Below are 22413 nucleotides of genomic sequence, written 5' to 3' on the forward strand. Positions count from 1 at the left end.
CGGGCAGCGGAGGCGCCGCCCGCCGCGACGCACATTCGGAACCTGGGCACGCGTCAAGCGCCCTGAGCGAGTGCCTTCACCTGCGCGGCCGACATCGCACCGCGATGGATGCGGAATTCGTCGATCGCGCCGTTGAAGAATGGGTCGCCCGGATACTGCGAGCGTCCGATCCAGTTCTGCGCAGTTTTGCCGATGCGCCACGGCGCGAAGATGACGTCGCTCGCCGAGCCGATCGCATTGCCGTTCAGGTAGAGCGTCGCGGTCGTGGCCGAAAGCGTGACCGCGACGTGCGCCCATTGCCCGGCCGGCAGTGCGGCGTTGCCGTCGATCACGCGCTCGCCATGCCCGCCATTGGTCGTGATCGCGAAGCGCATCGTCCCGTGTGTGCTTTTCGGCGTGACGAACAGATAGCGTCCGGTGCCCGAACCGAAATCGAAGATGCGCGACCACGTCTGCCCGCCGCGCCAGTTGACCCACGTCGCGATCGTGAAGTCCGACACGTCGGCGACGATGTCGTTCGGCAGCGCGACGTAGCCGCTGGAGCCGTCGAGCGACACCGCGTTGCCGCGCTTTCCCGCGACGTGCGATGTGCCGCCGGCGAGTGTGGCCGCATGGCCGTTGCCGCTTGCATCCGCCGAAATCGTGCCGCCTGTCTCGTCGAAGGTCAGCAGCGTATGCAGTTGCAGCGCCGTCGATGCGACGACTTCCGGCGAATTCGCGGACTCGACCGCCGCGGTCCGCGCGCTGACCACGTAGTACCAGACGCCTTCCGCGGGCGTGTCCGTGTACGTCAGCGGATCGACGATGCCGCTGGCAACGGTCGTGTACGGTCCGCCGGCGACGGACGCACGCTTCACGTCGTAGCTCGCTGCGTTCGCGACGCCCCACCACGACAGCACGACCCGCTCGGCGGCCGGCCACGCGGTGAGCCCGCTCGGTGCGGTTGCGGGCGCAGCGGGGTCGCGCGTGCACGTCAGCGTGCCGTAGCCGAGCTGATCGTATCCGCCGCTCGCTTCGCCGTAGTTGCCGCCGCCGCCCTCGGGCTGGATCGCGCGAGCGAACTTCGCGGACCACGGCGCGGACAGCCCCTTGCGGTTCACGTAATGGTTGTAGACGAGCGCCCAGCACGGGCGGATCACTCCCTGGCCGGCGGTCGAGAATTGCGCCTGCGTGACATCGACGTTCGCATACGGCGCGTACGGCACCGGAAGGAACGTGCCGTCCGGCTGCACGAGGTTCGCCTTCGCGACGTATTCGGCACCCGCGAGGAAACGGTTGTTGTCGTGCCCGTACAGGTCGACGCCCTGGTTCCACGCCATTTCGCAGATCGCACCGCCGAGCGCGATGCCGAGCGTGTTGTGCCCCTGGTCGCGGCCCGACTCCTGCCATTGGCCGAGATGGCCGGGATGCAGGTAGTAGACGGCCTGCGCGATCGCGCCATTGCCGGGCCCGTCGATGAAGTAGTTGACGGCTTCGTCGAACTTCGCGTGGTCGTCGCACAGCACGCCGATCGCCATGATCGACGCGATGTTGCACAGATCCCAGTTCGCCCAGTAGTGCGTGATGTCGGTGTTGTTGTGGCGGTTCAGGAAATCGGCGTTGATCGGGTAGAACCTGGCGGCCATCATCGTCTGGAACGCGGCGAAGTCGGCGGCGGCCCAGCCGCGGTAAGTGCGCATGATCTCGCCGGCGTTCGCGAATTCATAGCCGTAGATGCCGGCCGCCAGATCGACGTTCGAGTCGCCGGCGAGATTCTGCAGCGTCGACGACCACGCATTCATGATCTGCACGGCCTTGTCCGCATATGCGGTGTCGCCCGAGATCTTCCAGCGCAGCGCACACGCATACGCGGCCGCGATGTCCCTGTACAGCACTGCGTAGTTCTGCGAGCCGGTGCCGCCGCGCGTGACGACGGCCTGCGGGCGCGGCGACCACGACAACTGCGCATGCCCGTTCGCGATCAACGTGTTCCAGCCTTCGCGCCATGGCGATGCGGCGGCCGCCACTTTCTGCGCGATCCGTTCGAAATCGGCTTGGGTGTGCAGCAGGCCGGGATGCGCGAACGCGTCGGTCATGGCGATGGCCGGGGTGCCCGTGGCCACGCGCGCGAGCGCACGGTTGGCGGACGCGGCGGCCGTGGTGCCGCTGACGCTTTCGCTCGCGCCCGTGCCGCCGCAAGCGGAAAGTGCGAGCGCGCCGATGCTGTAAAGGAAAGTGCGCCGGGAAATGCGCGCGCCGGATTCAAGCCGAAGCTGCGAGTCGTTCATGTTGTGTGCGTCCTTCCTTGACGGGACTCAGCTGAAAAGAGGCAACGCCATCTGAAATCAGTCATCGCATGACGACGCGGATTTTACCGGAAGCATTGGTGTTTTCGACCACGAACTGACGCGGTGCGCGACATATTTTCGGGAGGCCAATTGTGATCGATTGGGTGATTAACATGCTAATAATATGAAAATAAATGGCGATTGAAACGTTTGCGAGATATGATCGTCGCCGGCCGGCGAGCGGCAAGCTTCTCAGGTGTCCAAAGCGATAGATTCCCACTATTTCATTATGTTGTCGCACAACATACGACATCGTTTGGGTCTCAGATCGTTTTCGGGCCGACAGGCTGCGGCAAGCGTTCGCAAACGACGCGATCGATCGACGCGCATCGATTCGCGCGCGGCAGACAACACACGCGGCGGCGGGGCCGCGACGGCACGACGGAGAGTATCGAAACGATGGGAACGGCGACAGGTTCGGTGCGACGCGCAATCGCGATCGCGGCCGGGGGAACGTTGTGCGCGGCGGCCGCGGGCGGCGTACACGCGCAGGCATCGGGCACGGCGACGGCGCCGCCAGCCGACGCGGCGACGCTGCTGCCGAAGATCGACGTGAACGGCGAGGCCGACCGTGCGTCGCTCGGGCTGGTCGGGTTGCGCACGGCCACCGCGACCAGGACCGACACGCCCGTCGCCGAGATCCCGCAGACGACCAACCTCGTGACCGCGCAGCAGATCGAGATGACGGGCGCGACCGATCTGAACCAGGCATTGCGTTACGTGCCGGGCTTCGCGACGTTCGGCGCCGACAGCCGGACCGACTGGTATTCGGCACTGCGCGGCTTCACGCCGACGCTGTATGTTGACGGCATGCCTGCGCCGAACACGGCGGTCATCGCAAACTGGCGAGTCGATCCTTACACGATCGACTCGATCGCCGTGCTGCGCGGGCCGACGTCGGTGCTGTACGGCGCGGGCGAGCCCGGCGCGATCGCCGATGCGCACACCAAGCTCGCCGACGGCGAGCGCATTCGCGAAGCCGGCGTGCAGATCGGCAACGATGCGCGCAAGGAGAGCATGCTCGACGTCGGCGACACGCTCGATCCGGACGGCAAGTATGCGTACCGCTTCGTCGGCGTCGCGCGCGACGGCAACGCGGCGACCGGCCCGAACGCCGACCGGCGCGTCGCGGTGGCGCCGTCGTTTCGCTGGCGCTCGACGCCCGACACGTCGCTGACGGTATCCGCATCGTTCCTGCAGGATCATGGCGACATCTCGTCGAACTTCCTGCCGGCGTCGGGCACGGTGCTGCCGAACCCGAACGGGCGCCTGTCGCAGGATATCTACATGGGCGACCCGGCGTTCAACGACTATCGGAAGAAACAATGGTCGCTCGGCTACGCGCTCGAGCATCGCGTCGATTCGATATGGACGCTGCAACAGGATGTGCGCTGGTCGCGGCTGTCGCTCGACGACGCGACGGTGTTCGGCAACGGGCTCGTACCCGGCAGCACGACCAACATGTTGCGCACCGCGGGGTTGTTCCAGTTGAACTACAGCCGGCTGGACATCGACAACCGCGCGCGGGCGCGCTTCGCCACCGGCCCGCTCGAACACACGCTGCTGCTCGGCCTGCAGTTCGACCGGCAGACGACGACCAACAGCGTGTGGCTCGCGCTGGCGCCGTCGCTGAACCTGTATCACCCGGTCTATCGTCCGGTGACGGCCTCGATTTTCTCCGGCCGGACGTCGCTCGGGCGTTTCGATCAGTACACGGCGATGAACACGCTCGGCGCGTACGCGCAGGACCAGATCCGCTGGAATCGCTGGACGCTCACGCTCGGTGGTCGCGAGGATCGCGTGAACGCGCGTTTCGACGACCGGGCGGCCGGTACGGGCACGCAACAGGACGTCAATGCATTTTCCGGGCGCATCGGGCTCACGTGGCAGGGCGACGCGGGGCTGGCGCCCTACGTCAGCTACTCGACGTCGTTCGATCCGGTGATCGGCGTGCGCATGTACGGCGGCGGCTTGCCGAAACCGACGCGCGGCAAGCAGACCGAGGCCGGGCTGCACTGGCAGCCGCCCGGCCGGAACCTGATGCTCACGGCGGCTGTTTATCGGATTGATCAGACCAACGTCGTGACGCCGGCGCCGCCGAGTCTCGATCCCACCGGCACGTCGTCCGTGCAGACCGGCAAGGTGCGTTCGCGCGGTGTCGAGCTGAGCGCGGTCGGGAAGGTGACGCGCGAATTGTCGATCGTCGCGTCGTACGCCTACCAGGACGTCAAGAACGTGCAGGCGAACGATGCGTCGCTGAACAACTGGCCGGTGTCGGTGCCGCTGCCGCGGCAGATGGCGTCGCTGTGGGCGGACTGGACCTGGCACGGCGGCGCGCTGGCGGGCGTCGGGATCGGTGCCGGCGTGCGCTACCAGAGCGCGTTGGCCGGTGCGCCGGACAATTCGCTGACGGTGCCGAGCACCACGCTGTACGACCTGGCGATGCACTACGACCTGCGCCACTGGCGGCTCGCGTTGAATGTCGCGAACCTGTTCGACCGGCGCTACGTCAGCGGCTGCCAGTCGTACGCGGTATGCGTGTTCGGCAACGAGCGAACGGTGCTGGCGAGCGCGAAATACAACTGGTAGTCGCGACCCCCGCTTTTCGATACGTCGGTGGCTCGCGGTTTCGCGCGATCACCCGTCGCGCACGTGCTGCGGTAGTACCCACAGCATCCGCCCGACCGCCTCGGCCTGATTTCGGGAATGCGTCTTCTCGTAGATCGCGCGCAACTGGGTGCGAACGGTCGAGAGCGACACGCCGGCGATGGCCGTGCATTCCTCCGGCGTCTTGCCGCCGATCAATGCTTCGGCAACGGCGGCTTCCGCGCTCGTCAAGCCGAATGCCTGCCGCAGTTGCTGGGCGACGACGAGCGGAGCGGCGCTGCGACGTCTGGCGGTGACCAGTATCGCCGCGTCGCCGAGTGCGCCGTGGCGTGCTTGTCCGGACAGCGAAGCGATGCCGAGAAAGATTTCGTGCGCGGCGCTCACGGTGCCGGACAACGCAAGGTTCTCGCTTTTGCGGGTCTGCGCGACACGTGCGACGGCCGCCTTGAGTGCATCGTTCTGCGGCGCGCTCGTCGCGCTCAGATGCCCATGTTCGAGCTTGAGGCAAGTGGTGGCGCGCAACATCGATTCTGCCGCCCGGTTGACGAATACGACGCGCGAATGCCGGTCGAGCGCGAAGATGGACAAACCCAGTTCCTCCATCAGTTCGTTGCCGAGCGCAGCGTCCCGACGCAGCACGTTTGCGTCCTGCCAGAGGTTGATCGCGCGTTGCAGATGCCCGGCCATGCTCGTCAGGTTCGCGCGTTCCTCAGACGAATACGGCGGTCGACCGTGCGCTCTCAGCAAGCCGAGCAGGATGTCGTCGCTGCCCGGGCGCGCGAAGCGCATCCCCATCAGGTAGCGAATGCCCGACGGAATCTGATAGTCCTGAAAGAATTCGCTGCGCTCGACATCGCGCTCGGTCAGATGATCCTGGCAGCAAACGAATTCGCCGAGCGGGGCGTTCTCGACGAAACGTCGGCGCGGATCGAGTGCGCCGTAATACTGGTCGTAGAGAGCGACGATCGAGTCGAGTTCCGTACGCGGCGAATAGATCGAGAATTTCGGTGCATTGCGCGCGACGTCCCAGCTGAACATGTGAAAGATGTTTGCGCCGAGCGATTCGGATACCCGATGGAAGACTTCGAGAAATCCGTCCGGGCACAGGGCGGCCTCGTAGAGGTCCCCGATGAGCTGGTCCCGTTGCATGTTGCCCCCGCCGCGTAATGATTTTGTATGTATGTTTTATCTGACGAATATTGATTCGAATACCGAATTTGTTTCAGGCCAACACAGGTTATTTTCCTTCAGTACCGCATTGTTTCCGGATTTTCATTCACCTGAATGATGATTGCAAAAATCGCCTTTGCGAGAATTCCGATCAGCGTGCATGCGCGTCGCGTATCGCACCTGATAACCAGAAGAATCACAGGGGAAAAACAATGACACTCAAACCTGTCGTGTGGGGTATTGCCGCGCTGGTGCTGTCCGCTTGCGGGGGCGGCGGCAGTTCATCTTCGTCATCATCAGAACCCGCCGCGCAGACGGTCAGCGGCGTCGCGGCCGCCGGCGCGGCCATGCAGGCCGCGACGGTCAAACTCATGGATGCGACCGGCAAATCGGTCGACTGTCCGGCCGACGCCACGACCGGCGCGTTTCATTGCACCGTGACCGGGCTGACCGCGCCTTTCGCGTTGTCCGCTTACGGCAACGTCGCGGATTCTCAAGCCACGTTGATCGCACTCAGTGCCACGGCCGGCACGCAGACGATCAACATCACGCCGATCACGAATGCGATCGCCGCCACGATCATCGGCGACAACCCGACCAAGCTGCTGGCCGACACCGGGTTGCTGCAGAGCAAGGTCACCGCACAGGCGGTCGCCACCACGGTGCAGGCCTATGCGTCGGCGCTGGTCGACCTGCTGACCGCAACCGGCAATACGGGTGTCGACCTGATTTCCGGCCCGCTGATCGCTGGCGGGCCGGGGCTCGACCGGCTGCTCGACCAGGTGAAGATCAACGTGTTGCCGGATGGCGGCGTACAGATCAGCTCGGTGGCGGGCGCGTCCAGCGATACGCCGGTGCAGCTTCAGCTCGCCCCCGGTGTCGCGCCGCAACCGACCGACAAGGCCAGCCTGCCCGCCGCCGCGACCATCAACGGCACGGTGGTGTCGAACCTGCCGAGCGCGAGCGACCTGGCGGGATTGCAGAGTGCGCTCAATCGGTGTTTCGCCGGTTCGACCGGCGCGGCGCGCGTCGGGGGCAACGTATCGGCGTGCGGCCTGATCTTCGTCGACGGCGTAGCGTCGGGCGCACGGAACGCAGGCGTGCCCGCTGCCTATCTCAACAATGGCATGTCGGCCGACCAGGAGTTCGGCGCGCATGCCGGCGGCGCGCCGGGCATCGTGGCCGACGATGCGATGAACGATGCCAGCTTCAGCTTGCCGGAAGTCATCCGCGTCGTCGCCAGCGACACGATGTGGGTCAAGCTCGCGTGGACGCGCGCCGACGGTATTCGCGACGGCATGCAGCAGCATGTCCAACTCGCGGTGCAGGCGAGCGGCCTCGCGAGCGGCGACACCGGCTGGCGCGTGGTCGGCAATCAGCGCGCGGTGCTGAGCAAGGTGAACGCGAACGCGCAGAAATGGGACTGGCTGAATCCGGCCAATCCGTCGACGGGGACCAACGCGTTCGTCGATTCGCTCAACCTGCAGGTGGGCACCGTCGATGCGTCGGGCAGCGCGGTGGATTTCGCGATCGTCAATGGCCCGGGATTGCGCAACGGCGTGTTCCTCCAGCCGTCGAGCGGCACGTGCGACACGCTGAACATCCGCGCGCAGATCGCGAGCGGGCAGACGCCGGCCCAGCTCGCCGCGCTGACGAAGAATGCGCAGTGCCGCAACAATTTCCGCCTGGCCGGCGTCGCGCAGGACCCGGCCGGCCAGAGCCAGTTCACGTGGCCCGGCGATGCGCCGCGCAACAACACAGCATGGGCGAAGCCGCAATTGAGCGCCGCCGAGCTGGCCGACATCAGGCAGTTCAGCGCGTATACGATCGACGTCTACCAGAACGGCGACACGTCGGCGCCGGCCAGGCGCTTTACGGTCCGGCTGCGTACGCCGTCGCCGTTGCCCGACGCGCTGCGCCAGTATGCGTGGCACGATCTGGCGCAGTCCACGCGCGATAGCCTGACACCGGGCACCGCCAGCACGTTCGCGGGCGGCGCGACGTTCCCGCTGAGCTGGACGTCGAAGGTGGGGCTGCCGTTCGTCAAGCGCGGCAACGTGCAGATTCGCGCGACCGCGTCGGGGCAGACGGTACCGACGTTCGTCAACGGTTCGGCACCGGCGTCGCCGGTCCTGCCGGGAGCGGCGGAAACACTCAACGTGCCGGGCGACCAGGGCGTCGCGTTTCCGTCGGTGGCCGGCTGGACGGGCGGAACCGACTTCTCGTTCGTTAACCTGAGCTGGTCCGACACGGTCGATACGCTCTTTACCGAGGCCTTCGAGTACGACCGGTGACCGGGGGCGGGGAGATAGGTCCGGTAAGAACGGGGCTGGCGGGGTGATGTTCGATCCCGCCAGCCCCTTTTGCGTCATGGCGTGGCGAGACGGTGGGCGCCACCTCATGAACGGCCCTCGAGCGTGAATATCTTTCTTGCCACTTCATCAGGCATGACGGGGGAGACGGCCACGCAGCCCACACGCGTGCAGCGCCGGTGTTACTCGGACGAATCATTTTCCGTTGATTTCGGGCGCATGCCGATGCCCAACAAAGGGCGATCGCAATGGCGAGTCCCACGCGACGCCGCGCCAGATAGCCTCACATCGTCCATCGCGACGCTTCCCGTCGGCTTCTCACGCTGCGCCACCACGTACGCCGTATCGACGCTGTAACGTTTTCGGCTCGATTTTCCCGTGCCGGGCGCTTTCCATGGCCGGTGGCCGTTGCGGCAGCGTGGTTGCGAGACTGGCACGTTGCTAGCTTCACGGGTTGTGGTGGAAACGATAGTTGCCGCGCGTTCGTGATCGTCCGACGAATCGATGTACTTGCGTAGCCGGGCGTGTCCGAAACGGGGAAACGTTCGCTCTCCCCCTCAGCCGATGGCACCACACGGCCCGGCCGCCGGCCGCTCGATCACGATGGGCGGAATGCGTCGGCAGTGACGTGTCGGGCATCGGCAGTCATCCCACCTCCGTCGGGAGAGCATAATGTTGGCCAAGTCAATTCGGACCCTGCGAGCCTTTCTGATCGTCCTTTCCGTTTGCCTGATGACGTTCGCAGCCGGGCCGGCGAACGCATTGTCGAACCAGTTGCTGTTGCTGCTGCCGGACAACTTTACGCTGCCGGACCCGCGTGTGTCCGCGTGGCTCGATTCCGCGGCTGAGGAGGGGGTGCAGATCTCGCTCATCAGCGACACACAATTCAAGCAGGGCGGCACGTCGCTGCAGCAGTATCAGGGGCTCATCCTGCCGGACCAGGTGCATACGGTCGCCGACGATACGCTCGTGACCGCTATCCAGAACTACGCGCTGAACGGCGGGCGCGTGATGCTCGTCTATGATTTCGGTGTGCTGAACGCGACGGGCTTTTATCCGGCCGGACAATCGCGATTCAGCTCGATGGCCGGCGTGAACTACGTGCTCTACGATACGCTCGGCGGGAGCATGATCGGCCTCGGCCCCGTGACCGGGATGGGCAGCACATTGCGCGCGCTGCAGATTCCGCCCGGAAAGTCCATGGCATGGTCCGGCTCGACGACGACCGCGGCGGCGTTGGCCGCAACCACGTCGACTTCCTCGACCGGCTCGACGACGAATCAGCTGCTTTTCCTGCAGCCGAGCACGTCGAACCCGGGCGGACTTGCCGGGTACAACCATCAGGCGTACTTCACGTACAAGATGGATAACGGGCGCATGACCAGCGTGCCGCTGAATCTTGGGCGCGTGTCGACGGGTGGCAAGGTCAAAACCGGATCGTATTCGCCGACATCGACGAAGCTTTCGTCGGTATCGACCGCGGTGAGTGGCGCGGCGTCGCCGTCGGTGACGACGGACGTGCTCGAAGGCATTTCCGGCTACGTTTACGGCTTCCTCACATATCCGAGCTACGTCACACAGGGCACGTATACCGGCACGACGCTGCTGACGTCGCCGAACTTCGGTCTCGTCGCAGGCTACCAGGCGTATGGAAACGGCGGCGTGATGTTCGTCAACCTGCCGCTCGCGTATCTCGATGGACAAACCGACAGCATGCCGATCCACGGCTTCTTGCGCTACTTCACGACAAACATCCTGTCGATGCCTCACCTGTCGCTGCAGCCGCGGGCCCAGGCCGGGATGGTTCTGAACTGGCACTTCTGCGCGGAAGACCAGATCCAGCCGGCACAGTACCTGAAGAACTACGGTGTGTGGAACAGCGGCCCGTACTCGATCGTGATGACGGCCGGCCCGGACGACGTGACAATCGGCGACGGTCTCGGGATCAACCTGACGAACAATACGCAGGCGAAGCAACTGGTCGCGTTCCTGCTCAAGCGCGGGCACAAAATCGGCAGCCACGGCGGCTGGGCGCACGACTACTGGGGGGCGAACGCCAGCGAAACGAACGCGAGCACGTTCACGCAATATCTGGTGCTGAACCACAATGCCGTCCAGTCGGTGACGGGCAAGCCGGATGTCGAATGGGCGGCGCCGGAAGGCAACACACCGACGTGGGCGGTGAACTGGCTCGAGTCGAACGGCTACTCCGGTTACTACTTCACCGGCCATACCGGCAATGCACAAACGCGGGCGTATCGCAACGGTTCACTGCTGAATCCGGGCATCTGGGCGTTTCCGGTCATGCCGTTCGGCAAGTATGCGACGTTCGAGGAGTTCCAGGAGTTCGCGGTGCCGACGACGGATGTCCAGAACTGGTATCTGTCGCTGATGGACTTCGTCGTCGCGAACCGCACGAGCCGGCTGATCTACATGCACCCGCTGGGCGCGTCATGGTATCCGAACGTCGTGACGACGTTTCTCAGCTACGCGGCGTCGCTCGCCACGACGGGCCAGTTCAAGTGGTTCACGATGGACCAGCTCACGCAGTTCGACCGGCGCCGTCTGCTGGTGAACTGGACGGCGACCGATACGGGCACCAGCTGGACATTCAGCGCGACGCAGCCGACGAGCCTGCAGGACATGACCTGGCTGCTGCCGAAGAGCACATATCAGTTACCGAGCGTGAAAAGCGGGAGCGCGACGATCGTCACCACCGATCCGAACAACTGGCTGGTCATCGCGGGCACCGGCAAATCGCTGTCGTTCACGAGCGCGAAGGTGCACTGACGCACGTCGGTTCGTCTGCCATCGGGGGAGCATCATGAAGCCAGCTTCGTTCACGCGTGTGCTGCGCACGCTCGTCGTCGTATCGGCGAGCGTCGCGGTCACGCTCGGCGCGTCGTTCGCTCAATCTTCGTCGCGCGCGCCGCATGGATTTGCACGGCCGCCGCTTCATCTGCACGGATCCGCAAGACGGAATCCGGTCGGCTTGTCGCCCCAGCAGATCCGCCATTTCTACGGGTTTGATCAATTGCCGGCGCGCGGCTACGGTGGCGACGATCAGGTCATCGCGATCGTCGATGCATACGACAACCCGAACGTCGAGGCAGATCTGCGATTGTTCAGTAGCACCTTCGGCTTGTCGCCATGCGCGTCCCCGCGCTGTTTCACGAAGGTGTACGCGACGCCGGACAAGCGTCCGCCGCCGCCCGATGCGCTGTGGGCGCTCGAGAGTTCGTTGGACGTACAGTGGGCGCACGCGATCGCGCCGAATGCGCGGATCGTGCTCGTCGAAGCCGCATCGAGTTCGCTGGATGACCTGATGAGCGCGATCGCGCTCGCGACGAGTCCGGCACCGGGCGGGGTCGGCGCGAAGGTCGTGTCGATCAGTTGGGGGGCCTCCGAATTTCTGGCCGAGACTCAATACGACGGGCAACTCGCCAGCGCGAACGGCGTGTCGTTCGTCGCTGCGTCCGGCGACGGCGGCAACGGTGTCGACTATCCGGCCGCATCGCCGTATGTGCTGAGCGTCGGCGGCACGTCGATCGCGACCGATGCAACTGGCGCCTACGCCGGCGAAACGGCATGGGCCGGCAGCGGCGGCGGACAAAGTGCCGTCGAGCCGGAGCCGACGTATCAATCGAACTTCGGGACGCCATCGGACAGCCTCGGGCTGCGCGGCGTGCCCGACGTCGCTTACGACGGCGACCCGGCGTCCGGCTTCGCGGTCTACGATTCGTACGGCTATGCGGGGCAGCGCGGCTGGTTCGTCGTCGGCGGGACGAGCGCCGGCGCACCGCAATGGTCCGCCTTGGTCGCGATCGCAAACAGCTTGCGCGTCGCGAGCGGCAAGACGACGCTGAACGCGGTGAGCTCCATCCAGAGCGTGCTGTACGGTCTCGCGTCCAGCGCGTACGCGGCGAACTTCCGCGACATCGTCAGCGGATCCAACGGGACATGCGGCACGCTTTGTACTACGGCGGTCGGATACGACTACGTCACCGGACTCGGGCGCCCGATCGCCGCGAATCTGATCCAGGCGCTTATGGCTGCGCCTTGACGTATATATGTCTGTGATCCGAATAAATCATGCCGGCCCGTGCGCCACGTACGAGACTGTTCAACAGGAGCGATTTTCCTGGTATCTCGCGGCGGGTCTGCACTATTCACGATAGTCGTGTTCGTGCATGCGCCCGCGCTCGTGCTCCCGCCACGGGTCATGTTCACGCGGATGACGATGCATCCATGCGTCGTGCTCCCAGTAGCGATGGCCGTCCCAGTAGCGGTCGCCGTGCATGCCGATTGTGATCGACACACCCGGCGCCGGGGCGGGTTCTTCGTACCTCGGTGGCGGTTCAACGTAGACTTGCGCGAAGGCCGCGCTGGCCGCGACGAGTGCGCTGCCTGCCACGAGTGTCGCCAGAATTCGGCGGTTTGAAATTGTCATGGGCTTCATCGTGCTGTCCTCCATTCAGTGCCTGACTACGAGCACGATTCGTTCCCTTACGGAGCGGCGGACGCTTCGCTCGCTATTTCGACCATGCGATCCGCGTCTCTTGTCAGCAATGCCGATCAGATGGCCGAACGCACGATGTCATCATCGCTGCACGGAACGACATGCCGAATAATATGAAGGAATGCAGATCATGATGGAGAAAGGTGGAAATGAAAACGGAGCGAGAGAGTGAAAATCACCCATTCCCGCCGTGCCGATGTCGGGTCGAATACCGCTGCGCATCCGAAGGGAAAGCCTCTGCGCCGCATTGCGAGAAGATGTGACTGGCGGTATCACGGGGCCCGCATCATGCGGCCGGCGCAGGGGCGATTCATCTCATCAAGGAAGACGCGCGATGTCGTTGATCGATCATTCACTCAACCGCATGCAGCCGGTATATGTATTGCTCATTGCACTGGCGGTGTTCACCACCGCCGGACCCACGCATGGCACCACGACGTAACTCATGCACGTTCGTAACCGGCTATCTCGTGGTCATATCACTTCAATGGAGACGTCCTCCGAACAGACCGAGCAGCCCGATGACGATCAGGTAGAGCGCAACAATGTAATTCAGGAGGCGGGGCACCACGAGGATGAGAATGCCGGCGATCAGTGAAACCAGCGGGCCGGCGCTAGTGAGCGTGTTCATGCTTCCTCCGCAAGATTGAAAGCGAGTGGCCGCAGCCTGCTTTGCCTCCGGCACCCGTTACAGAGACGCGAGCCTGGCGAGCATCGAGCCTTCGGCCGTCAACTCGCTGTCCACAAGCGCGAACGCTTCGAGCAGCGCAATCGCCGTGCCTGGACCGACTTCATTGCGGTTCCGCTTGGCGTGCCGGACCGCAGCTCGAGCATTCGTCGGTTTCAAGGAGCAGTGTCATGAACAAGGATCAGGTAAAAGGTCGCATCACGGAAATAAAGGGAAAACTGAAGGAGATGGTTGGCAAGGTCGTGGGAGATCGAACAGGCAGATTGACGGGCAAGGCGGAACAGATCGTCGGCAAGACACAAGCATCGTTCGGCGATGCAAAGGAGCGATTCAAGAAGCGGTAGTGGAACCTGACGAAGAAGACATCGAACTGGCGGCCGCGCGCGTCGACGTTCAGACTGCGTGGGGAAATCCGCGGGTGAGCGAACTTGTTCAGATTGCGCCAGGCGTTGTGTTGTGTAATCGCTAGGCACTTCTTGATCGAGGGCCTGCCTACTTCCACGCGCGGACGGCGCGCTTTTCCCGGAGCTTCTGCGCGTTGATCCTGTCGCCGTACCTGCTCGTGGTTTCGGCTTTGACCTAAATAAAAAATTTGACCTACGCAGAATCCAAATTGCGAGGTGCTCCCGACGGCGATCGGGCGTCACGACCGGCAGCCGGTCATGCGGCTGCAGCACCGCATATCGATCGCCGTTGGGAGCCTGAGACAAACGCAGACGAAACCGTCTCTTACCATGCTTGCGAAGCGGTGTGCGATCGGAGGATTTGTTCGCGGAATGTCTAATGTTTGCGCGGAGCGGTGCCAGGGCTTCAGTCGCTCAGAGCCAATCAGCACGTACACGCACCTCGCCGCTGGCCGAAACGGTACCAAACCAGGGCGCGCCGGCTGTGTCGGTAGCCAGTTGCTTTGGATCGAGCTGGAAGCGCAAGTCCATATCGAGGGCTCCCTCGTACGCGAATGCGCCGCCGAGGGTCTCGCGCCACTTCAGCGTCGCGACGTCATACACGGTGCCGGCGCAATTGTCCGGGCGGTCGTCGAGCCCGGTGCCGTCATAAAAGCGGACGATTGACGGCACAGCAACCATCGTTGCCCCGCTTTTGTCGACGAACTTGCAACGTGGCCCATCGGCGGTTTGAACACTGGGCGCGAGCACGTCTACCGACACCTTTGTCGCCTTCGACGCGCCATACTGCCGGATCGCGAGCGGCACGACGATCTCCGGATCCTGGCCGATCGCCCCGGAATATTTGCCCATCGCAGCGGGATTGCGTTCGTCGATCGCGACGCCGAATGTAAGACGTTTCAGTTCCACATCTTCGAAAAAGGACACTCGCATGTCGACGGCCGTTCCACCGGTAGTTTGCACGATCGCGCCGAGGGCGTCGTCGAGCGGCTTCGCTTCGGCGTCGCCCAGCAGCGAATCCAGCAGATTCGGCGAGACCACCAATTTCGATGTGCCCAAGGCAGTCGCAGTGACCTTTGACACCTTCTGCCCGCCGGCCGTCTTGAACCATACGTCGGACTGCTGAGAAGGCGGAACGATGAACGATATGTTATCCATCGTGGCCGCGGCGTTAGTGGATATCGGGCATTCCATGTTTCCGTCCGTGATACGGCAGACCGGCGGAACCGATACGAGCATTTTGCCGTTCGACACGCTGATGGTGCCGCTGATCGGCGACAGCTTGAACGTATTGGTGGCGCTCGGCGTCACTGTCGTTCTGTAAATGAACTCGCTGGAGTACCCACAGAGGTTCGTGAAATCTCCTTGTACCCACCAATCTGCAAGCCGTTGACCCCGGTCCCCACTGAGAATAGAACTGTAGAACATATGCGCGCCGAACATCATCGGTAACTGATTCAGGAATGCGTCCGCCACCATTTTTTTGACGATCGGATCTTGCACTTGAGTACCCGGCCCGCGAACGAGCTGCCCCAACGAGTTGCTGGTTTGCTGCGTAAATCCATAAATTGAGGCGATTTGCATGCCGTTGACGGTGTAGTCGGCGCCGAGACGATTCAGTGCCTCCTTGTTGGAATAGGGAAGGTTGGGGAAGCGCACATCCCGGCTGTTCGGAACAGCGATCGAGCGTGATGCGCCGCCCGCCGACAGCCACGGGCCGACGGCGACGTCCGGAAAATAGTCCCAACTGGTCACTTCCTTGAAGATGATTGCCAACTGCGTCAGTTGGGGATTCGACTTGTGGATGCGCCCGACGAGTGCACCTGTCGTGCCAGCGGGAATGTCAGGCAAATAAAGAAAGTTGCCCAACTCAATCACTATCGGCGCATAAGAATGGATGGAAATCTTGGGCGAACCACTGCACTGAACACCGAACGGGTCATCGGCCGCGGCATGGGCAGAGACAGCGTGGCCGAACGCCAGCATGCCGCTCAAGAAGAGGCGAATCGACGCGCGCAGAAAAAGTGGTTTGAGATTTGACATTTCAATGGTGAGGAGAGGAATAGACACATTCGGCGGAGTGCGTATGACCTTGCGACTGCTATTCCGGATTCAGGTCGACGGGCAACGCACGTTCGACCATGGGCGGTGGAGGAAGGGGGCTGCGATGAGGACCGGGTAACCGAGTCGTCCCGTTGATCACACGAAAAATGGCTTTCGTATGCTAATGAGGGTTCTGCGATCAGAATATGAGAACGGTCCTAAATGCATCCCGCAGGTATCCGGACAATTCCCGCCCGGCCTGCCGGTGGAAGCTCAGAGGGTCGCTGCGATTGCTGACGACTCCTTGACAGAGAATGCACGAGGCGTATGCCACCGGGGTCGCGCTACGGGAGCGCCTGTCACGATGTATTAGTTGGCGATTGAGCGCGCGGCCAGTGTGGAAGTGCTCGCACGGCCTGCCGTGTCGCGTTCGTTCGCGCCCGGGGCCGTGCAGGCCGGCCATTGTTTCATGCCCCGTGCCGGCGATGGTCGGCGATGGGCATCTCTTCTCGCTTAGCGATCTGCCGCGACCACGGACGCGGCGCGGCCTCACGTTGCGTGAATGGCATCTTGTCTGCGCTCGGGCCACTCACGTGTGGACTGACCAAGGCGTATCGAACCAATCGCCGTGTCGCCCATTATGCGCGGGTGAAAGCACAAGCAGACATGTTCGGGCAGTGCGCCGCAGGTGCGCCGCGAAACGCGCCGACAATCGCGGTCGTGATGCGGGTTGTGTTCAGTTCCGGCGCACCCGCCGGACTTGCACGGCCGAATCATCTCATCTCCGGCAAACGTTGTTCTGCCGACCTTCTGCTTGCCAGAGAGCGATGCGCTGGGGCGCGACTGTCATCAATCAGCACGGGCGCTCTGCCGCGTGAACGCGTGCCGTTCGAAGCGGATCGAGGATCTTTTAGGCCTATTCTCATATTTCATTTTCATTTCACTTGAAATAATTCATTTCGCCGCCGTGAACTGGCAAATCCATTGAATCGGCGGTTGGTAGGACGGATGGTCCAGAAGCGTATCCCCGGATATGGGACTGTCGTCCGACCATTTCAAGTCAATTTATGAATCCCTTTGAGAGATCGATATGAAGAAAACTGCAATCCGCCTCGCAGTGGCATCCGCACTCGCAGTCGCGTTCGCGGTTCCGGCTATCGCCGCAACCGTGGGCCCGGAAGAAGCCCGGGTGAAGTGGACGGCATCCGTTGTCAAGAAGTCCGACGTGACGCTGAGCGTCTTCGCGGAAGGTAATACGACGCTCGATTTCGAGTGGAACCCGACGAACGAAGCATTCTCGACGCAGGACCGCACGCTGACCGTTCTCGCGGCGGGTTACGAAGGCGGCACGGGCTACAAGATTCAGGCGCAGGTCACGCAGAACACGTTGAATGCCGTTGCAGGTGGCGTGAAGGATTCGTTGAAGGTCGGTGTCGATCTCGGTGGCATCGAGCTGAGTCAAAACCTCACCGACATCCTGTCGGGCACAGCCGGTGACGCTGCGCCGTCGATCGCGGCGAATGGCCTGCAGAACATGAATCTGGCGAAGGTTGGCCCGAACAAGACGCCGAACGGTTCGTACCACCAGGCGAATGGCGTGCCGGTGAAATTCAAGATCGCACAAGGCACTGACAAGGACGGCAACCCTCTGACTGGCGCAGGTCTGTCGGGCGTTTCCGATGGCCGATACAACGGCGACGTCGAAGTGCGTTTCGTCGCGAGCTGGGAAAAGCCGAGCGCGTAAGTTTCGCCGAATACCTGCACAGATTCGGTCGAAGCAGGTTTGACTCCGGCAATGCCGGATCTCGGGGTCCAGGGGTCCGGCATTTTCTTTTTATTTTCTTTCGGAGGACACGATGAAGCCACTGAAATTTTTGGCGCTCGCGGTCGCGCTGATGGGAGCGCAGCACGCATCGGCGATCGGCATCGGATCGTTGACGACCGAAATGCAGGAAAACGAGTTCTATGTCGTCAAGCAGATCAAGAACGACGACTCGATAGCCAAATTCGTGTCGACGGAAGTCCGGGAGATCACCAATCCGCGGCAATTGACGGTGCTGCATGAGCAGAAAAAGGATGTACTCATCTCGCCTGCGACGGTGTTTCTGCCGCCGAATCGAACGGCGGACGTCAAAATCTATTACCAGGGCAAGCGGGACGACAAGGAGCGCTACTACCAGTTGTCGTTCGTTGAACAGGCCGTGTCGTCGCAATCTAACATCGGTGATGGCGTCACCTTGTCCGCGAAGCAGCGGATTCGATTGAGTTCGATCCTCGTCGTGCGTCCACGCACCATCTACTTCAAATTCGAAAACAACGGCAATGGGCGCGTGAAGAACATCGGAAATACCTTCGTCCATGTCACGGCCACGGGGAAGTGCGATGAAAAGGGAGCGACTGAACCGAGGGCATGCAGCCGATCCACTTTCCTGCTCCCGGGCGAGTCGGGAGATATGCGCAAGGAAAAGGGCCTGGTATCCATTCAAGGCATTGGCGTCTGGAAAGGCAGCGACTACCAGTATTTTCCGATGAATTCTGCGCCATCGAAGGTCGTGGTGAAGTAAGCGAATCACGGTTTTGTGACTTGACTCAACAGAGATTCAATTTGGATTGCGAATGAAAAAGTCGACAATGACATCGCTTAACGTCGCCATATCTCTAGCGGGAGGATGGGTGCCGTCGGCTGTGCTTGCGGCGGATCATTCGGTGATCTTCGATCGGGGCGCGCGGGAAGCCGAGAGGCCCGACGCTGACCGGCGTCGCTACGCGTCTGTACACGCCGTCGAGGTCGACGCCAGCACGGCCCCGGAATACGCATCGGCGTCCTTGCCAGAGTCGGACACGGGGCCAGATAACAACGCTAGCTCGTTGCTTTCGGAAAATGCCGATCACGCGTCCGATCGTGCGGATGGTACACATGCCGATGGCACATTGGCTGCCGGTCAGTATGTTTTTCCTGACAATCTGCTCGGTGCACTGGAGCAGGGTGTCGAAGTGCCCGTGCGGCTCAAAACAGACAGCGGTTCGGAGGAAGCGGGCCGGGCAACCGTCAAGTACGATGGTCGCACCCTGACCCTGGTCGACTTCGGCCTCGCGAAGATCGCCATCACGGATGCCGCGAAGCAGAGGGTTGCGGACCGGTATGGTAAGCCGCTGCGCGTGGTCGCGGAAACGTCGAGCGCACGCGATGACGCATCGGACGTTGAGCTGGAGTTCAATCTGCGGACGTTCGAACTGGTTGCTGAATTGCCGAGGGACGCCTATGCAAGCGAAGGCGCGCCGCGCCTGCATATGCTGCCCGACAGTACCGAGAAGCATCCGAGCGGTGTGCTGAACTACGACATGTCGGTCGTGAAGAACGCCAGTGCCGATGCGAACGGCTACCTCCACGTGCAGTCGGTCAGTGCTATTGGTGTCAATCATGCGTATGTTGAAGGCGACATTCGCAGCGGCGACGATTTCAACCTGTATGAAGCGCGGCTGGAACGTGACTACCGCGGTGTAGCGATCACGGCCGGCTATCTGAGTACCTGGTCGATGAATGCGCTGGGGCAGACGACGTTCCTTCCGGGCGGGCGGTTTCTTGGCGTCAGCGCCGGCACCGCGAGCCGCTCGGAGTTGAACGACGGCTCGCTGGCGCGCACGCCGATCTTTGCGTTCATGCCAGCATCGGGCGAAGTGCAGATCCACCGCGACGGCAAGCTGATCAACGTTCAGCATCTTCCCCTCGGCAACCAGGAAATCGATACGCGTCAATTGCCCGTCGGGAGTTATCCGATTCGCGTGGACGTCGTTGTCAACGGTCGCGTGGTGTCGTCGCGGAATGAGCAGGTTTACAAGCCGAGTAACGGCGGTACGGGTGCGGACGCCCAGTATCAGTTCTATGTCGGCCAGTATGTTGCGAACAACGTCGGGGGACGTGGTTCGATCAGCCGACAGCTTGTCGGTGCGAGCGGCAAGATGGCGACTCGGTTCGGTACGTTTCACGGCAGTGCTTATTATTTTGACGGCCTGGCCGCCGCCGAACTTCGTTATCAGCGGAGTTTCAAGTACGGTAACGTCGGCATCGACACGGGAGCGACGAGCGACGGCGGATTACGCCTGAATGCGAATGGTGCGGCGAACATCGGGCCGGTCGGTGCATGGGCGAACTACATGCTGACGACGGGCAGCACCGCGAAGAACGGCGTATACAATCAGCGCACACTGAGCTTCGGCTCAAATGTTAGCGTTTCGCGAATGTTCGGCTGGGCCAACAACGCGACGCTCAACGTGAGCGGCAGCGTATACAACGGCGGCGGCCAGGACTACCGCATCGACTGGAGCCAGGACATTTATGCGAACAAATCGATGCGCGTGATGCTCAATGGTGGACAGATGTTCAGCCGGAATGCTGGCGGCATGGGCCGTAAATGGAACAAGGCGTTCTACGTCGGCCTGAATGCGACGTTCTCGTTCGGCGACGCCGGCATCGACTATTCGCGTTCGCTCGATACCGAGCAGATCGGTGCGCATGTCGGCTGGCGGCCGGAGCGTATCGCGGGTGTCGACTATCTGTCGGCGGGGGTCAACCGCTCGCGTTCGCTGTCGAGCGATTATGGCAACCCGACGAGCACACAGGCGAACCTCGGCGCGCAGGGCCACAACCGCTGGTTCGGCTGGCAGGGCAACGTGAACATCGACGATACGGGCGACGCCAGCGGCACGGCTGCGATGCAGGGTAGTGTCGGGTGGAACACGCGCGGCATCGGGTTCAACAGCAGGAAGGGCGAAAGCGGTGTGATCGTCGGCGTGGACAAGTCGGCGCGCGGCAATCTCGAGATGGTGTCCACGAACGGGGCGTTGGCGCTCGATTCGCGTTCCACGTTCGTTCCACTGACGGGATACCGTGAACACCGCGTGACGATTCGCACGCGTCGTGACACGCCGGAAAACTTCGATATTCAGGAAGGCGACGCTAAGCTCGTTCTGTATCCGGGCAATGTCGCGTCGATGATGCCGAAGGTCCGCCGGCTGGTAACGGTGTTCGGCGTGCTGACCGAGAACGGCTTGGTGAAGCCGAACACCGAAATTCGCAACCACATCGGCAAGGCTACGACCGCGGCCGACGGCGGTTTCGTGATCGACGTCGACACCGCCTATCCGGTCATTCAATACGAGACCGACGCCGGCGGAATGTGCGAGATCGACTTTGACCTCAGCAAGGCGCAAGGCGCGCTCTGGGTCGATCAGATCGAATGCAAGCCAAAGAGCGTGGCCGATGCGGGTCCGGTTCGGCGCCGCGAAGGCTGATACCGAAGCAGAAGGCGGAGGCATGTCCATGTGCGTGGCCGACGTAATCGGTCGCGCGTCCATTTTTGTCGGGTAACGCATGATGCCGGGCCGGCTGGCTGAATTGAAGCGGGTGAGATGCGCATGCGCGGACCAGTAACCAGTGAGGAATCGATTGAGGCAATTCGCAGCGTTCGTTATGTTGATCTGGTCCTGCACCGCGCAGGCATTGTCCGTCGGCGACATGACCTATTTCATGGGGTCCGGGAAAGACTATCTCGTTCGCGAGGTCGTAAACGACAGCGACCAGACGCGCGTATACGGCGTGTCGGTAGAGGAAAGCGCTCCACCGTATGGAGACGTCGCGACCTGGAAGCCGAAAGGCGGCGACTTGATGTATGCACCGAAGCAGCTCGTGTTACGCCCGAACATGAGTGGCTGGTTGCGTCTCTATTTCAAAGGCATCAGTGACGACTCGCCGCGTTATTTTCGCGTGACGTTCCGGGAGGAGCGCGCGGTTTCGATCGATACAAATGCGGTCAAGGTGAAACCGCGTCTGGAACTGCAGACAATCCTGGTCGTGCAGCCTAGGTCGGCAAGGCAGGCTTATCGGGTCGATGGGACGCATTTCGTTAATACAGGAAACACGGTCATGCTAGCAACCGCGCATGGCGAATGTCCGCTTTCGACCGTCTGCATGCGAGACCGCTATTTGTCGCCTGGCGAATCGCTCGATTTGGGCGGGCTGAATCCCGTTGGCAGCCCGGTGAGGGTCGTCTTGGCAAACGGGACCCACACGCATGAAGTGAAAGTGATGCCGGTGAATCAGTTTTGACCGTGCCGTCTCATTTGCAAATTGGCCTTCCCCCGTTCTCCTGGACGGGTTCACTAGTCCTGCAATGCCGTGCTCGAACAGAACTAGGCGAAGAAAGTTCAGCGTTGAGCGCCGGAGGTACGGATTGTAGATACGCTCGATGTAGTCGAACACATCGGCATGCACTTCGTCACGGGTGCGATGGACGCGCCTGTTCACGTGCTCGATCATCAAGGTACGAACGAAGCTTTTCATTAC

15 protein-coding genes and 1 pseudogene are annotated in these 22413 nt (G+C 62.4%); 9 read left to right on the forward strand and 7 right to left on the reverse strand.

The window, feature by feature from the left end; all coding sequences use genetic code 11:
* Positions 1–53: 53 nt before the first annotated feature.
* A complete protein-coding gene (locus ACV22W_RS06465; RefSeq protein ID WP_448018413.1) occupies positions 54–2267 on the reverse strand; it encodes a LamG-like jellyroll fold domain-containing protein in 2214 nt (737 codons plus the stop codon).
* Positions 2268–2726: 459 nt separating this feature from the next.
* Here ACV22W_RS06465 and ACV22W_RS06470 point away from each other — a divergent pair, with 459 nt between their 5' ends.
* Positions 2727–4916, forward strand: a complete 2190-nt coding sequence (locus tag ACV22W_RS06470) for a TonB-dependent siderophore receptor (RefSeq protein ID WP_448018414.1) — start codon at positions 2727–2729, stop codon at positions 4914–4916.
* A gap of 48 nt (positions 4917–4964) precedes the next feature.
* Here the strand turns inward: ACV22W_RS06470 and ACV22W_RS06475 are convergent, their stop codons facing one another.
* Positions 4965–6083, reverse strand: coding sequence for a helix-turn-helix transcriptional regulator (locus tag ACV22W_RS06475; RefSeq protein ID WP_448018415.1), 1119 nt, complete (start codon positions 6081–6083; stop codon positions 4965–4967).
* Between the two features lie 233 nt (positions 6084–6316).
* On the opposite strand from ACV22W_RS06475, the gene ACV22W_RS06480 reads away from it, so the two are divergent.
* The 3 genes from ACV22W_RS06480 (at position 6317) to ACV22W_RS06490 (ending at position 12479) form a co-directional block, all read left to right on the forward strand.
* Positions 6317–8398, forward strand: a complete 2082-nt coding sequence (locus tag ACV22W_RS06480) for a hypothetical protein (protein WP_448018416.1) — start codon at positions 6317–6319, stop codon at positions 8396–8398.
* 690 nt (positions 8399–9088) lie between these two features.
* Positions 9089–11206, forward strand: a complete 2118-nt coding sequence (locus tag ACV22W_RS06485; protein WP_448018417.1) for a hypothetical protein — start codon at positions 9089–9091, stop codon at positions 11204–11206.
* Between the two features lie 34 nt (positions 11207–11240).
* Positions 11241–12479 (forward strand): S53 family peptidase, encoded by a 1239-nt coding sequence (locus ACV22W_RS06490; protein WP_448018418.1) that lies wholly within the window; start codon positions 11241–11243, stop codon positions 12477–12479.
* A gap of 102 nt (positions 12480–12581) precedes the next feature.
* On the opposite strand, the gene ACV22W_RS06495 is transcribed toward ACV22W_RS06490, so the two are convergent.
* The 3 genes from ACV22W_RS06495 to ACV22W_RS06505 form a co-directional block, all read right to left on the reverse strand.
* Positions 12582–12734 (reverse strand): hypothetical protein, encoded by a 153-nt coding sequence (locus ACV22W_RS06495; protein ID WP_448018419.1) that lies wholly within the window; start codon positions 12732–12734, stop codon positions 12582–12584.
* A 685-nt stretch (positions 12735–13419) separates the two neighbouring features.
* Positions 13420–13566 carry a DUF3096 domain-containing protein gene (locus ACV22W_RS06500; protein WP_081053095.1) on the reverse strand — a complete coding sequence of 49 codons (147 nt, stop codon included), beginning with the start codon at positions 13564–13566 and terminating at the stop codon, positions 13420–13422.
* Positions 13567–13623: 57 nt separating this feature from the next.
* Entirely contained in the window at positions 13624–13782 is a 159-nt protein-coding gene (locus ACV22W_RS06505) for a hypothetical protein (protein WP_448018420.1), read from the reverse strand.
* Between the two features lie 11 nt (positions 13783–13793).
* Between ACV22W_RS06505 and ACV22W_RS06510 the strand changes: the two genes are divergently transcribed.
* Complete coding sequence (locus ACV22W_RS06510) at positions 13794–13967, forward strand: CsbD family protein (protein WP_448018421.1); 174 nt, start codon at positions 13794–13796, stop codon at positions 13965–13967.
* 474 nt (positions 13968–14441) lie between these two features.
* Here the strand turns inward: ACV22W_RS06510 and ACV22W_RS06515 are convergent, their stop codons facing one another.
* On the reverse strand, positions 14442–16097 hold the full coding sequence (locus ACV22W_RS06515; RefSeq protein WP_448018422.1) for a hypothetical protein: 1656 nt from the start codon (positions 16095–16097) through the stop codon (positions 14442–14444).
* Between the two features lie 1063 nt (positions 16098–17160).
* On the opposite strand from ACV22W_RS06515, the gene ACV22W_RS06520 reads away from it, so the two are divergent.
* The 4 genes from ACV22W_RS06520 to ACV22W_RS06535 all read left to right on the forward strand — a co-directional run bounded on the left by ACV22W_RS06520 (position 17161) and on the right by ACV22W_RS06535 (position 22176).
* A complete protein-coding gene (locus ACV22W_RS06520; protein WP_448018423.1) occupies positions 17161–17814 on the forward strand; it encodes a common pilus major fimbrillin subunit EcpA in 654 nt (217 codons plus the stop codon).
* Between the two features lie 112 nt (positions 17815–17926).
* Positions 17927–18634 (forward strand): EcpB family pilus assembly chaperone, encoded by a 708-nt coding sequence (locus tag ACV22W_RS06525; protein ID WP_448018424.1) that lies wholly within the window; start codon positions 17927–17929, stop codon positions 18632–18634.
* A 52-nt stretch (positions 18635–18686) separates the two neighbouring features.
* The gene (locus ACV22W_RS06530; protein WP_448018425.1) at positions 18687–21362 is read left to right on the forward strand and encodes a TcfC E-set like domain-containing protein; all 2676 of its coding nucleotides are present in this window, start codon (positions 18687–18689) and stop codon (positions 21360–21362) included.
* Positions 21363–21540: 178 nt separating this feature from the next.
* Positions 21541–22176: a hypothetical protein gene (locus tag ACV22W_RS06535; RefSeq protein WP_448018441.1), complete on the forward strand. Its 636-nt coding sequence runs from the start codon at positions 21541–21543 to the stop codon at positions 22174–22176.
* Positions 22177–22233: 57 nt separating this feature from the next.
* Here the strand turns inward: ACV22W_RS06535 and ACV22W_RS06540 are convergent.
* Positions 22234–22413: pseudogene (locus ACV22W_RS06540) on the reverse strand (IS3 family transposase); the annotation flags it as partial.

The sequence above is a fragment of the Burkholderia sp. AW49-1 genome (assembly GCF_053427845.1).

Bases quoted from the DNA above. Each gene is read 5' to 3' on its own strand.
- ACV22W_RS06465 (WP_448018413.1), bottom strand. From the start codon at position 2,267: ATGAACGACTCGCAGCTTCGGCTTGAATCCGGCGCGCGCATTTCCCGG.
- ACV22W_RS06470 (WP_448018414.1), top strand. From the start codon at position 2,727: ATGGGAACGGCGACAGGTTCGGTGCGACGCGCAATCGCGATCGCGGCC.
- ACV22W_RS06475 (WP_448018415.1), bottom strand. From the start codon at position 6,083: ATGCAACGGGACCAGCTCATCGGGGACCTCTACGAGGCCGCCCTGTGC.
- ACV22W_RS06480 (WP_448018416.1), top strand. From the start codon at position 6,317: ATGACACTCAAACCTGTCGTGTGGGGTATTGCCGCGCTGGTGCTGTCC.
- ACV22W_RS06485 (WP_448018417.1), top strand. From the start codon at position 9,089: ATGTTGGCCAAGTCAATTCGGACCCTGCGAGCCTTTCTGATCGTCCTT.
- ACV22W_RS06490 (WP_448018418.1), top strand. From the start codon at position 11,241: ATGAAGCCAGCTTCGTTCACGCGTGTGCTGCGCACGCTCGTCGTCGTA.
- ACV22W_RS06500 (WP_081053095.1), bottom strand. From the start codon at position 13,566: ATGAACACGCTCACTAGCGCCGGCCCGCTGGTTTCACTGATCGCCGGC.
- ACV22W_RS06510 (WP_448018421.1), top strand. From the start codon at position 13,794: ATGAACAAGGATCAGGTAAAAGGTCGCATCACGGAAATAAAGGGAAAA.
- ACV22W_RS06520 (WP_448018423.1), top strand. From the start codon at position 17,161: ATGAAGAAAACTGCAATCCGCCTCGCAGTGGCATCCGCACTCGCAGTC.
- ACV22W_RS06525 (WP_448018424.1), top strand. From the start codon at position 17,927: ATGAAGCCACTGAAATTTTTGGCGCTCGCGGTCGCGCTGATGGGAGCG.
- ACV22W_RS06530 (WP_448018425.1), top strand. From the start codon at position 18,687: ATGAAAAAGTCGACAATGACATCGCTTAACGTCGCCATATCTCTAGCG.
- ACV22W_RS06535 (WP_448018441.1), top strand. From the start codon at position 21,541: ATGTTGATCTGGTCCTGCACCGCGCAGGCATTGTCCGTCGGCGACATG.